The 11,939-nt window shown below is 69.2% G+C and carries 13 protein-coding genes, 1 tRNA gene and 1 riboswitch; of the genes, 6 read left to right on the top strand and 8 right to left on the bottom strand.

Annotation, left to right across the window (positions count from 1 at the left end; all coding sequences use genetic code 11):
- Nucleotides 1-2: 2 nt before the first annotated feature.
- Complete coding sequence (locus OHS57_RS13985; RefSeq protein ID WP_328582142.1) at nt 3-803, bottom strand: ABC transporter permease; 801 nt, start codon at nt 801-803, stop codon at nt 3-5.
- Nucleotides 804-1,145: 342 nt separating this feature from the next.
- On the opposite strand from OHS57_RS13985, the gene OHS57_RS13990 reads away from it, so the two are divergent.
- Nucleotides 1,146-3,596, top strand: coding sequence for a transglycosylase domain-containing protein (locus tag OHS57_RS13990; RefSeq protein WP_328582143.1), 2,451 nt, complete (start codon nt 1,146-1,148; stop codon nt 3,594-3,596).
- A gap of 22 nt (nt 3,597-3,618) precedes the next feature.
- Here OHS57_RS13990 and OHS57_RS13995 read toward each other — a convergent pair whose 3' ends face one another.
- The 3 genes from OHS57_RS13995 to OHS57_RS14005 form a co-directional block, all read right to left on the bottom strand.
- Nucleotides 3,619-3,939 (bottom strand): DMT family transporter, encoded by a 321-nt coding sequence (locus tag OHS57_RS13995; protein WP_041996189.1) that lies wholly within the window; start codon nt 3,937-3,939, stop codon nt 3,619-3,621.
- A 34-nt stretch (nt 3,940-3,973) separates the two neighbouring features.
- Nucleotides 3,974-4,039: riboswitch (guanidine-III (ykkC-III) riboswitch) on the bottom strand.
- Nucleotides 4,038-4,391 carry a GroES family chaperonin gene (locus tag OHS57_RS14000; RefSeq protein WP_041996186.1) on the bottom strand — a complete coding sequence of 118 codons (354 nt, stop codon included), beginning with the start codon at nt 4,389-4,391 and terminating at the stop codon, nt 4,038-4,040. (Overlaps the previous riboswitch by 2 nt.)
- A gap of 48 nt (nt 4,392-4,439) precedes the next feature.
- Complete coding sequence (locus OHS57_RS14005; protein WP_041989219.1) at nt 4,440-4,760, bottom strand: DUF3618 domain-containing protein; 321 nt, start codon at nt 4,758-4,760, stop codon at nt 4,440-4,442.
- Between the two features lie 146 nt (nt 4,761-4,906).
- On the opposite strand from OHS57_RS14005, the gene bcp reads away from it, so the two are divergent.
- The 4 genes from bcp (at nt 4,907) to OHS57_RS14025 (ending at nt 8,196) form a co-directional block, all read left to right on the top strand.
- Nucleotides 4,907-5,374, top strand: coding sequence for a thioredoxin-dependent thiol peroxidase (gene bcp / locus OHS57_RS14010; protein ID WP_328582144.1), 468 nt, complete (start codon nt 4,907-4,909; stop codon nt 5,372-5,374).
- A gap of 123 nt (nt 5,375-5,497) precedes the next feature.
- Nucleotides 5,498-6,994, top strand: a complete 1,497-nt coding sequence (locus OHS57_RS14015) for an MFS transporter (RefSeq protein ID WP_328582145.1) — start codon at nt 5,498-5,500, stop codon at nt 6,992-6,994.
- Between the two features lie 70 nt (nt 6,995-7,064).
- On the top strand, nt 7,065-8,066 hold the full coding sequence (locus OHS57_RS14020; RefSeq protein ID WP_328582146.1) for an HNH endonuclease signature motif containing protein: 1,002 nt from the start codon (nt 7,065-7,067) through the stop codon (nt 8,064-8,066).
- 46 nt (nt 8,067-8,112) lie between these two features.
- Nucleotides 8,113-8,196: transfer RNA gene (locus OHS57_RS14025), tRNA-Leu, on the top strand.
- A gap of 49 nt (nt 8,197-8,245) precedes the next feature.
- On the opposite strand, the gene rdgB is transcribed toward OHS57_RS14025, so the two are convergent.
- From rdgB to OHS57_RS14045, 4 genes are all read right to left on the bottom strand, one after another.
- Complete coding sequence (gene rdgB / locus OHS57_RS14030; RefSeq protein ID WP_328582147.1) at nt 8,246-8,848, bottom strand: RdgB/HAM1 family non-canonical purine NTP pyrophosphatase; 603 nt, start codon at nt 8,846-8,848, stop codon at nt 8,246-8,248.
- A 7-nt stretch (nt 8,849-8,855) separates the two neighbouring features.
- The gene (locus tag OHS57_RS14035) at nt 8,856-9,242 is read right to left on the bottom strand and encodes a hypothetical protein (protein WP_328582148.1); all 387 of its coding nucleotides are present in this window, start codon (nt 9,240-9,242) and stop codon (nt 8,856-8,858) included.
- Nucleotides 9,243-9,354: 112 nt separating this feature from the next.
- Entirely contained in the window at nt 9,355-10,092 is a 738-nt protein-coding gene (gene rph, locus OHS57_RS14040; RefSeq protein ID WP_041989209.1) for a ribonuclease PH, read from the bottom strand.
- 88 nt (nt 10,093-10,180) lie between these two features.
- Entirely contained in the window at nt 10,181-10,459 is a 279-nt protein-coding gene (locus OHS57_RS14045) for a PTS glucose/sucrose transporter subunit IIB (RefSeq protein WP_277816777.1), read from the bottom strand.
- Between the two features lie 143 nt (nt 10,460-10,602).
- On the opposite strand from OHS57_RS14045, the gene OHS57_RS14050 reads away from it, so the two are divergent.
- Entirely contained in the window at nt 10,603-11,928 is a 1,326-nt protein-coding gene (locus OHS57_RS14050) for a PTS transporter subunit EIIC (protein WP_328582149.1), read from the top strand.
- The last annotated feature ends 11 nt before the right edge of the window (nt 11,929-11,939 follow it).

The raw sequence follows: 11,939 nt of genomic DNA on the forward strand, positions 1-11,939 counted from the left end.
ACTCAGCCACCCTGGACCACCACTCTCCTCGTCGCGACTCCTTGCAGCGCGCGCCCGGCCGCCAGCAGCGCCGCCGCCCACCCCGCCTGGAACGCGTACGCCCGGACCAGCTCCCACCCGGTGCTCTTGCCGAGGAAGACATCGGCGGGGATCTGGAGCATCGAGGCCCAGGGCAGGGCGCGCGACACCTCGCCCAGCAGCCCCGGAAAGAGCGTCAGCGGCAGCAGCATCCCGGAGAAGAACATCCCGGCGAGACCGGCGATCTGCGCCGCGCCGGCCCCGTCCAGCAGCCAGAACGCGGACAGCGCGACGAGGTAGCGGATCGCGAAGCTCACCACCACACCGAGGGCCACGGACAGCAGGAACGCCAGCCAGGTCAGCGGGTTCACCGGCAGCGCCAGCTCGAAGGCGAGCGAGCCGAGCACCATCGGTGCCACGCCCCGGCCGATCAGATGGAACGCGGCTCGGCCCAGATCGCCCGCCAGCCACCACAGTTGGAGATCGGCGGGCCGGTACAGATCGACGGCGATGTTGCCGGTGCGGATCCGCTCGATCAGTTCGTCGGCGAAGCCGCCGCCCATCATCTCGCAGGTCATCAGCAGGGCCTGGCCGAGCCAGACGAAGGTGATCGCCTGTGACAGGTCGTATCCGCCGAGTCGCGGCCGCTCGTGCCACAGCGCGATGTAGGTGTAGGTGATGATGAAACCGAAGACGGTGTTCGTGAACACGCCCGCGACCGTGGCCATCCGGTACGTCGCGTAGCGGCGGAACCCGCCCCTGGCCACCAGCCAGTACAGCCGCACGGCGCTTCCTCCCCCGGTCGAGGCCCCTGCGGACAGCGAAAAGCGCCCGTCCAGGCACCAAAGCGCACGAGCCTAGTCCGGCGGAGCCGAGCGGCGCGAGGGATTATCCGCCAGGTCACCCGTACGGGAATGCGGTGCGGCCCGGGGCGGATTCCTGCTCACCCGGGGCGGATTCGTGCTCAGCCGGGGCGGACTCCTGCTCACCCGGAGCTGATTCCTCCCCGCTGCCCGTGTTTCATCGCACTCGGCAGCGTTTCTTCAGGGTGTAACGCGATTCGCCTGATACGACACCGTTACGCCGGAGAGTGAACCGCCGGCGGCGGCCGAGGAGTCTTCCCACATATGAGCGACGAGCCACAGCAACAGGGGTGGGCCCCCCGGGACCCCACCGAGGGCGGGCCGGCGCCGGACCCGTCCGGCAAGGCCGGCAAGAAGGGCAAACGGCCGAAGCGCACCGGCTGGCGCCGGCTCTTCCCGACCTGGCGCATGTGGCTCGGCGGGATCGTCACCCTCGCCGTGATCCTCGTCATCGGCTTCATCGTGGGCTACAAGACCGTCGACATCCCGTCGGCCAACGCCGCAGCCACCGCCCAGTCCAACGTCTACCTCTACGAGGACGGCACCCAGATCGCCCGTGACGGCGAGATCAACCGCGAGAACGTCCAGCTCGCGCAGATCCCCAAGCACGTCCAGCGCGCCGTACTCGCCGCCGAGGACCGGGACTTCTACAACGAACCGGCCGTCGACCCGCAGGGCATGGCACGCGCCGCCTGGAACACCGTGACCGGCAAGGGCACCCAGGGCGGCTCCACCATCACGCAGCAGTACGTGAAGAACTACTACCTCGGCCAGGAACAGACCGTCCTGCGGAAGTTCAAGGAATTCTTCATCTCGATCAAGCTCAACCGCGAGCAGTCGAAGGCGGAGATCCTCCAGGGCTATCTGAACACCAGCTACTTCGGCCGCAACGCCTACGGCATCCAGGCGGCGGCCCAGGCGTACTACGGCAAGGACGTCGAGGACATCAGCACAGCGCAGGGCGCGTATCTCGCGTCACTGCTCAACGCGCCCAGCGAGTACGACGTCGTCGCCCACCCGGAGAACAAGGCCGCGGCGCTCGCCCGCTGGAACTACGTGCTCGACGGCATGGTGAAGGAGGACTGGCTCACCCAGGCCGACCGGGCGACGCTGACCTTCCCGACCCCCGGCAAGTTCAAGCCGTCGACGGCCGGACTCTCCGGACAGCGCGGCTACATCGTCCAAGCGGTCAAGGACTACCTCACCACCAACAAGATCATCGACGAGAACACCCTGGCCAGCGGCGGATACCGGATCGTCACCACGCTGGAGCGCAAGAAGCAGGACGCCTTCACCCAGGCCGTCACCGACCAGGTCACCTCGAAACTCGACCCGAAGAAGCGCAAGGCCGACCGCAACGTCCGCGTCGGCGGCGCCTCCGTCGACCCGGCGACCGGCAAGGTCGTCGCCATGTACGGGGGCATCGACTACACCAAGCAGTACGTCAACAACGCCACCCGCCGCGACTTCCAAGTCGGCTCCACCTTCAAGCCGTTCGTCTTCGCCTCGGCCGTGCAGAACCGGTCCGAGACCCAGGACGGCGCCCGCATCACCCCCAACACCCGCTACGACGGCACCAATCAGCGCATGGTGCAGGGCCCGGACGGACCGACCGGCTACGCGCCGTCCAACGAGGACGACGTGTCGTACGGCGACATCACCGTCAGCAAGGCCACCGACAAGTCCGTCAACGCCGTCTACGCGCAGATGGCCGAGGACGTGGGCCCGCGCACGGTCAAGGACACCGCAGTCGCCCTCGGGATCCCGGCGACCACCCCCGACCTGTCGGCCACCCCGTCCATCGCGCTCGGCCCGGCCACGGCGAGCGTCCTCGACATGTCCGAGGCGTACGCGACGCTCGCCAACCACGGCAAGCACGGCACGTACACCCTGGTCACCCGGATCAGCAAGAACGGCAGCGCGCTCAAGCTCCCCGAGCAGAAGACGCGGCAGGCGGTCAGCAGGCAGGCCGCCGACACGACGACGTCGATCCTGCGCAGCGTCGTCGAGAGCTCCGGCGGTACGGGTACGGCGGCGCAGAGCGCCGGGCGGCCCGCCGCCGGCAAGACCGGCACGGCCGAGGACGACAAGGCCGCCTGGTTCGCCGGGTACACCCCGGACCTCGCGACCGTCGTCGCCATCATGGGCGCCGACCCGGAGACCGCCAAGCAGAAGCCGCTGTACGGGGCGCTCGGCCAGGAGCGGATCAACGGCGGCGGCCCGCCCGCCCAGATCTGGGGCCAGTACACGGCCGACGCGCTCAAGGGCACGCCGGCGAGCACGTTCCACCTGAAGCTCCAGAAGGGCGCCCAGGCGACCCAGCCGCCCCCGGACAACGCGTCGGACGAGCCGTCCGACCCCGGCCAGACGCAGTCGCAGGACCCGGGGACCGGAGGCCGGACCGGCGGTGACACCGGCGACCAGACACAGGGCCAGACGGGCGGCGGCGACACCGGAACCCCGACCCAGGGCCAGACAGGAAGCCCCGACGGCGGCCAGACCGGCAGCCCCACCACCGGCGGCACCGACCCGACGGGCGGCGGTACGGCCGACGGCGGTACGGGGGACGGCGGCACCGGAGGCGACGGGGGCGGCGACACCGGCGGCGGGGGCAACGGCGGGAACGGCTCCGGGGGTGACGGGAGCGGCGGCAACGCCAACGAGGGACCGAGCACGGGAGGCGGCACCGGCGGCCTGCCGGGGCTGACCTTCTGACCCGCACGCGAAGGCGGGGCTGTCAGTGACCCGAGGTCGCTTTCAGCCCCACCACCGCCACCAGCAGCAGACAGACGAAGAAGATCCGGGCCGCGGTCACCGGTTCGTGCAGCACCACCATGCCGAGCACCGCCGCACCCGCGGCCCCGATGCCCACCCACACCCCGTACGCCGTACCGATCGGCAGCGTCTTCGCGGCCTGCGACAGCAACAGCATGCTCGCGACGATCCCGCCGGCGGTGAACACGCTCGGCCACAGCCGGGTGAACCCGTCCGTGTACTTCATCCCGATCGACCAGGCGATTTCCAGCGCACCGGCGACAACAAGCAGAACCCAGGCCATGACGGCCACCTCCGACAGAACGACGCGGACAACAGGTGCGTCGTCTTTCGGTTCACCCGGTACGGCGCGTCTCGTCGGGGTCCCTCAACCGTAGCAAACTACAGATACAGCCCGGTGGAGTCCTGGGTGCCCTCGAAGCGGTCGGCGGCCACGGCGTGCAGATCCCGCTCCCGCATCAGTACGTACGCCACGCCGCGCACCTCGACCTCGGCGCGGTCCTCCGGGTCGTACAGCACCCGGTCCCCCGGCTCCACCGTGCGCACGTTCTGTCCGACGGCCACCACTCCCGCCCAGGCCAGCCTTCTGCCCACGGCCGCCGTCGCGGGAATGACGATGCCGCCGGACGAACGCCGCTCGCCCTCCGGGATGTCGGTCCTGACCAGCACACGGTCATGGAGCATCCGGATGGGCAGCTTGTCGTCACGGGAGGTGTCGTGGGTGTTGTCGCTCACGTCCACGAACCTACCTGTCCGCGACGACCCGATACGCCAGAGGGGTCATCAGCGGCGGCGGCGCACCGACGCGAACGTCAACAGCCCCACCACACCCACCGTCAGCAACACCACAGGAACGATTCGCTCAAGACGCGGCGCACCGTCGTCCGAAACGAACTGTGCCCGCACGTCCGACACCGTCTTGTTCACGGCCACGAACGCCCGCCCGGCCGTCTGATCCACCGTCGAAGCCACCTTGGCCCTGGCGTCGCCCACGATCGTCTTCGGGTGCACCCGCACCCCGATCTCGTCGAGCGTTTCGGCAAGCTTCCCGCGCCTGCGGACAATGTCCGCCTCGATCTGCGCCGGGGTCCTGGATTCCGACACCGCGCTGCCTCCGTCGTCGTGTCCTGTAGTTCTTCGCCGACAGTCTGTCAGCTCAGCGGCCACCGCACCTGACGGCACCCCCTATTACGCTCGGCCGCGTACCGGTACCTCCACCGGACACACCACCGGACAACTTACGGAGAACCATGAGCGAGCGACTCAACCCCGGCGACACCGCCCCCGCATTCACCCTGCCCGACGCGGACGGCAACGACGTGTCGCTCGCCGACCACAAGGGGCGCAAAGTCATCGTTTACTTCTACCCGGCTGCGCTTACCCCCGGCTGCACGAAGCAGGCCTGCGACTTCACCGACAACCTCAACCTGCTCACGGGCGCGGGCTACGACGTCATCGGGGTCTCCCCCGACAAGCCCGAGAAGCTCGCCAAGTTCCGGGACAAGGAGAACCTGAAGGTGACGCTGGTCGGGGATCCCTCGAAAGGCGTCCTCGACTCGTACGGAGCGTTCGGCGAGAAGAAGATGTACGGAAAGACCGTGACCGGCGTCATCCGGTCCACCGTGATCGTCGACGAGGAAGGGAAGGTCGAGCGCGCGCTGTACAACGTGCGGGCCACCGGCCACGTAGCGAAGATCATCAAGGACCTCGGGATCTGACACCTTCTGCGGCCGGAGCCCCGCCCCGGCGGGGCTCCGGTCGGCACTCTTCCGGTTTGCGATCGCTCAGGCCGCGCAGAAGGTTCCTTTGGACGTGCGACAGCCGAGGGAAGGAACCACACCATGGCCGGCCCGGACGACGAGGAGATGGCCGACCCAGCGGCGGTCAGGCGCCACCCCACGCTCTTCCGTACGATCAAGCAGCGCAAGAACCCCAAGCTGCGGCGGTCGGACATCACCGTCACCGACGACGCGGCGGTCAAGCGCGCGGTCAAGGCGGCGGCCCTCGGCAACGCCATGGAGTGGTACGACTTCGGCATCTACGCCTATCTGGCGTCCACGATCGGCCGGGTGTTCTTCCCGTCGGGGAACGACACCACGGAGCTGCTGTCGTCCTTCGCCACCTTCGCCGTGGCGTTCCTCGTACGGCCGATCGGCGGCATGGTCCTCGGACCGCTGGGCGACAAGATCGGCCGCAAGAAGATCCTCTCGCTCACCATGCTGATGATGGCGGCGGGCACCTTCTGCATCGGACTGATCCCGTCGTACCACTCGATCGGCTTCTGGTCCCCCGTGCTGCTGATCGTGCTCCGGATGGTGCAGGGCTTCTCGACCGGCGGTGAGTACGGCGGCGCGTCCACCTTCATCGCCGAGTACGCCCCCGACAAGCGGCGCGGCTACTTCGGCAGCTTCCTGGAGATGGGCACGCTCGCGGGGTACGTCGGCGCGGCGGGCCTCGTCACGCTGCTGACCGCCGTGCTCGGCGACGGCAGCCTGGACTCCTGGGGCTGGCGGATCCCGTACCTGGTCGGCGGCCCGCTGGGCATGGTCGGCCTCTACCTGCGGCTGAGGCTCGACGAGACGCCCGCCTTCCAGAAGCTGGAGGCGGAGAACGTCCGCGCGTCGGAGGCGGCCGACCCGGTCGAGACCAGCGCCAAGGGCGACCTGGCGAACATCTTCCGGCGCTACTGGCCGACGCTGATCCTGTGCATCGCGCTGGTCGGCGCGTACAACGTCACCGACTACATGCTGCTGTCGTACATGCCGACGTACCTCACCGACGAGCTGGGCTACGGCGACACCCACGGGCTGCTGATCCTGCTCGGCGTCATGGTCGCGCAGATGCTGGTCATCAACCAGGTCGGCCGGCTGAGCGACCACTACGGCAGGAAACCGCTGCTGATGGCGGGCATGCTCGGCTTCCTCGTCCTGTCGCTGCCGGCGTTCCTGCTGATCCGCGACGGCGCGGTCTGGGCGATCATCGTCGGCCTGGCCATGCTGGGCCTCTCCCTGGTCTGCCTCCTGGGCACCATGTCGGCGGCGCTCCCGGCCCTGTTCCCCACGGAGGCGAGGTACGGCGGCCTCTCGGTCGGCTACAACATCTCGGCGTCCCTCTTCGGCGGCACGACCCCCTTCGTGATCACAGGCCTGATCGCCCTGGCCGACACGAACCTGATGCCGGCGTTCTACGCGATGGCGGCGGCGCTGGTCGGGGTGATCGCGGTGGCGGTGATGAAGGAGACGGCCCGCCAGCCCCTGGCGGGCTCGCCCCCGTCGGTGGAGTCGAAGGAAGAAGCAGCGGAACTGGCCCACGCACAGGTGGTGGAACCGAAGTTCTGACACGTGACGGCGGGACGGGGGATTCGTTACTCCGTACGGGGCCGCGAACGTACGGCCGGAACGGAGCGCCATGTCCGGGCAGGACGAACGGAACAGGCTGAGCGCCGCTGTCGCCGCGTCGGTGAGCTGGGCGGAGCTGACCCGCCGCCTCGGCCTGCGGGAGAGCGGCGGCCGGCGCCGTACGCTCCAGCGCCACGTGGCCGCGCTCGGCCTCGACACGAGCCACTTCCGACGGCGGAGCCCGGGGCGGACGTACCCCGACGAGGCCATCGCGGCAGCGGCAGCCGACTCGTCGACGCTGCGTGAAGTGGCGCTGAAACTGGGCGCGCGCCCCGCGTCCGGCACGCTGTCGCACATATCGCGGCGGATAGCGGCGGCGGGCATCGACGTCAGCCACTTCGCGGGCATGCACCGGGCGGGGCTCCAACTGCCGTTCAGCGCCGCGGAACTCACGGCAGCCGCCGCTACCGCCGACAGCATCCGGGGTGTCGCACGCGCACTCGGCGTCCCCGACGACGGCCGGTCCCGCGCGGCGCTCGGCCGCATGCTCAAGGAGTACGGGATCGACACGGCGCACTTCCGCCACGCGCGGCTCGCGATCCCGGAGGCAGCGCTGCGCGAAGCGGTCCCGCGGGCCGGCAGCTACGCCGATGTGATGCGGGCGCTCGGCCTCCCGGTCCGCGCCACGAACCATCGTCGGGTTCGCGAGGCCGCCCGCCGGCTCGCACTCGACACGAGCCACTTCAAGCGGCGCGGCTGGGCGACGGTACGTCACCGCGAACCGAGGCCGGTCGCCACTCGCACGCTCGTCGTTCTCCCCGAGGGCTCGCCCCGTACGAACCGCGACCGGCTCCATCAGGCCCTGCAGGAGGTAGGAGTCCCGTACCGCTGTGAGTCCTGCGGGAACACCGGGAGCTGGCTGGACCGGCCGATCACCCTCCAGATCGACCACATCAACGGCGACTGGCTCGACAACCGCGCCGAGAACCTGCGGTATCTGTGTCCCAACTGCCACGCGCTCACGGACACCTGGTGCCGTAACCGGCGCGCCCGTTCGGCGGACGCCGGTTAGCCACGTGCCTTCGCCGCCACCTGCCCGTTAGCATGGTAGGCGGCACGCGGCCGTGTCGTAACTGGCAGCCGAGCTGGGTTTAGGTCCCAGTGGGAGAAATCCCGTGTGGGTTCGAATCCCACCGGCCGCACAGACGGAAGGCCGCCCCGGCGCACCAGCGGGGCGGCCTTTCCTGCTGCTCAGCCCAGCAGTTCGCGTACCACCGGGACCAGCGCGCGGAATGCCTTTCCGCGGTGGCTGATCTCGTTCTTCTCCGCCGGGGACAGCTCCGCGCAGGTGCGCGTCTCGCCGTCCGGTTGGAGGATCGGGTCGTAGCCGAAGCCGTTCGTGCCGGACGGGGCCGGGCGCAGGGTGCCGCGGAGTTGGCCTTCGACCACGCGTTCCGTGCCGTTCGGGAGGGCCAGGGCTGCCGCGCAGGCGAAGTGGGCCGTGCGGTGGGGGGCTGCGATGTCGGACAGTTGGGCGAGGAGCAGGTCCAGGTTGGCCTGGTCGTTGCCGTGGGTGCCAGACCAGCGGGCGGAGAAGATGCCGGGGGCGCCGCCGAGGACGTCCACGCAGAGTCCTGAGTCGTCGGCGACCGCGGGGTGGCCGGTGGCTTGGGCGAGGGCGTGGGCTTTGAGCAGGGCGTTCTCGGCGAAGGTGACGCCGGTTTCCTTGACGTCGGGGATCTCGGGGTACGTCTCGGCGCCGACGAGGTCGTGGGGCAGCCCCGCTTCGGCGAGGATGGCTCGGAGTTCGACGATTTTCCCGGCGTTGCGGGTGGCGAGGATCAGGCGGGTCATGCCTCGATTATCCGGGTGTGCAGACCTTGCCGATTTCACCGGCCGCGTCGGTGACGGGGGTGAGGTCGGGGGTGTTGTCGCCGTCGGCTATCGCCTTGCGGACGTTGTCGACGCTCTTGTCGAGGTCGTCGACCGCTTTGCTGAGGTCGGCGTTGTCGGTCTTGTCCTTGAGGCTCGACAGTTCGCTCTCGATGTTGTCGAGGGCCTGGTCGGCCTGCTGGGGGTCGTTGCCCGCGTTGGCGACGGCCGTCTGGAGGCTGTCGACGCTGTTCGCTATGGAGTCGGCTGTCTGGACGCAGTCCAGGGCCTTGTCGAGGGCTCCGCAGCCGGCCGCCGTGCCCATGGTGAGCAGGGTGGCGGTGACAACTGCTGCGACTCGGCGGCGCGTTGGCATGGTGGTTGGTCTCCCCCGGGTGTGTGGACGGGCGCACGGTTCAACCCGTACGCCCGTACCTGTAATGACGCCCGAGGGCTTCTCTTGGTTCCCTCTTTACCTTCGGACCGTGTCAGTTGCCGAGGGTTTCTTCGAGTGCCTTGGTCTGCAGGGCCGCCAGGTCGACGCAGCCGGCGGTGGCGAGGTCGAGCAGCAGGTTCAGTTCGGCGCGGTCGAACGGCTCGGCCTCGGCCGTGCCCTGGACCTCGACGAAGCGGCCGTCGCCGGTGCAGACGACGTTCATGTCGGTGTCGGCGCGCACGTCTTCCTCGTAGCAGAGGTCGAGGAGCGGCGCGCCGTCGACGATGCCGACGCTGACGGCGGCGACGGTTCCGGTGAGCGGTTTGCGGCCGGCCTTGATGATCTTCTTGCCCTGGGCCCAGCTGACGGCGTCGGCGAGGGCGACGTACGCGCCGGTGATGGCGGCGGTGCGGGTGCCGCCGTCGGCCTGGAGTACGTCGCAGTCGAGGACGACGGTGTTCTCGCCGAGCGCCTTGTAGTCGATGACGGCGCGCAGCGAGCGGCCGATGAGCCGGCTGATCTCGTGGGTGCGGCCGCCGATCTTGCCGCGTACGGATTCGCGGTCGCCGCGGGTGTTGGTGGCGCGGGGCAGCATGGAGTACTCGGCGGTGACCCAGCCTTCGCCGCTGCCCTTGCGCCAGCGGGGTACGCCTTCGGTGACGGAGGCGGTGCAGAAGACGCGGGTGTCGCCGAAGGAGATGAGGACGGAGCCCTCGGCGTGCTTGCTCCATCCGCGTTCGATGGTCACGGGGCGGAGCTGGTCGGGGGTGCGGCCGTCGATTCGAGACATGGCTCCGACCCTATCGGGACATGCGTCGGGGCCTGTTCCTCGGTTCGGAACAGGCCCCCTGCGGGTGACTCCCGGCCGGTGCGTGCGGCTACATCATGTCTTCGATGTCGGAGGCGATCGGGTCGGCGTCGGTGCCGATGACGACCTGGATCGCCGTGCCCATCTTGACCACTCCGTGGGCCCCGGCGGCCTTGAGCGCCGCGTCGTCGACGAGGGAGGGGTCGATGACCTCGGTGCGCAGCCGGGTGATGCAGCCCTCGACTTCTTCGATGTTGTCCAGCCCGCCGAGTCCGGCGACGATCTTCTCAGCCTTGGTGGCCATGTCTTTCTCCCTGACTCTCGAAAAGCTCTGTCGCGGCCCAGCGATGGCCCGTTTTGTCACGTTAACTCACGGTTGGCCCATCTTCGCGGGCGGGTCATCGTCGCGTAGCTGAAGATGACGAGCACCGGGAGCCTACCGCAACTGGTCTACACCACTTCGTCTCGCTCGCACGTCCGGGGAGGACGCCGATGAGTTCCGACAGCACGACCGGCGCCGCCGCACGGGGCAAGCGGTGGTGGAACGTGCTGTTCCAGGGGCTGCAGAAAATGGGCCGCAGCCTCCAGCTGCCGATCGCCGTGCTCCCTGCGGCCGGCATCCTGAACCGGCTCGGCCAGCCGGACGTCTTCGGCTCCGACGGGCTCGGCTGGGACAACGTCGCGAAGGTCTTCGCGTCCGCCGGCGGCGCCCTGCTGGACTCCTCGCTCGGCCTGCCGCTGCTCTTCTGCATCGGCGTGGCGATCGGGATGGCGAAGAAGGCCGACGGCTCGACGGCCCTGGCCGCCGTCACCGGCTTCCTCGTCTACTACGCGGTGCTGCACGCGTTCCCCGTCGACTGCGACGGCGGCTCGAAGTTCACCGGCGCCGGCATCTGGAGCGGGGTGTGCGTGACCCCGGACGGTACGACGGTGACGCAGGCCGGGTACCAGAACCCGGGCGTCTTCGGCGGCATCGTGATGGGCCTGCTGACGGCGTGGCTGTGGCGGCGGTTCCACCGCACCAAGCTGGTGGACTGGCTGGGCTTCTTCAACGGCCGCCGGCTCGTCCCGATCATCATGGCCTTCGTCGGCCTGCTCGTCGCCTCGCTCTCCGTCTGGGCCTGGGAGCCGGTCGGCGACGGGCTGACCAGCTTCTCGAAGTGGCTGGTCGACCTGGGGGCGTGGGGCTCGGGGATCTTCGGTATCGCCAACCGCGCGCTGCTGGTGTTCGGGCTGCACCAGTTCCTGAACACCTTCGTCTGGTTCCAGTTCGGCGACTTCACCAAGCCCGACGGCACGGTCGTGCACGGCGACATCAACCGCTTCCTCGCGGGCGACCCGACGGCGGGCCAGTTCACCACGGGCTTCTTCCCGATCATGATGTTCGCGCTGCCGGCCGCCGCGCTGGCGATCTACCACTGCGCCAAGCCGCATCGGAAGAAGGCGGTCGGCGGCCTGATGCTCTCGGTCGCCCTCACCTCGTTCGTGACGGGCATCACGGAGCCGATCGAGTACTCGTTCCTCTTCGTCGCCCCGCTGCTGTACGCGATCCACGCGGTGCTGACCGGTGTCTCGATGTTCGTGAGCTGGGGCCTGGGCGCCAAGGACGGCTTCAGTTTCTCGGCGGGACTGATCGACTACGTCATCAACTGGAGCCTGGCGACGAAGCCTTGGCTGCTGATTCCGATCGGGCTGTGCTTCGCCGTGGTGTACTACGCGATCTTCCGCTTCGTGATCGTGAAGCTCGATCTGCAAACCCCGGGCCGCGATCCGGACGAGGTCGAGGACGATATCGAGCAGGCGAACACCAAGGAATAACCCCAGTTCAG

Origin of the sequence: Streptomyces sp. NBC_00370, assembly GCF_036084755.1 — a bacterium.
Classification (GTDB): Bacteria; Actinomycetota; Actinomycetes; order Streptomycetales; family Streptomycetaceae; genus Streptomyces.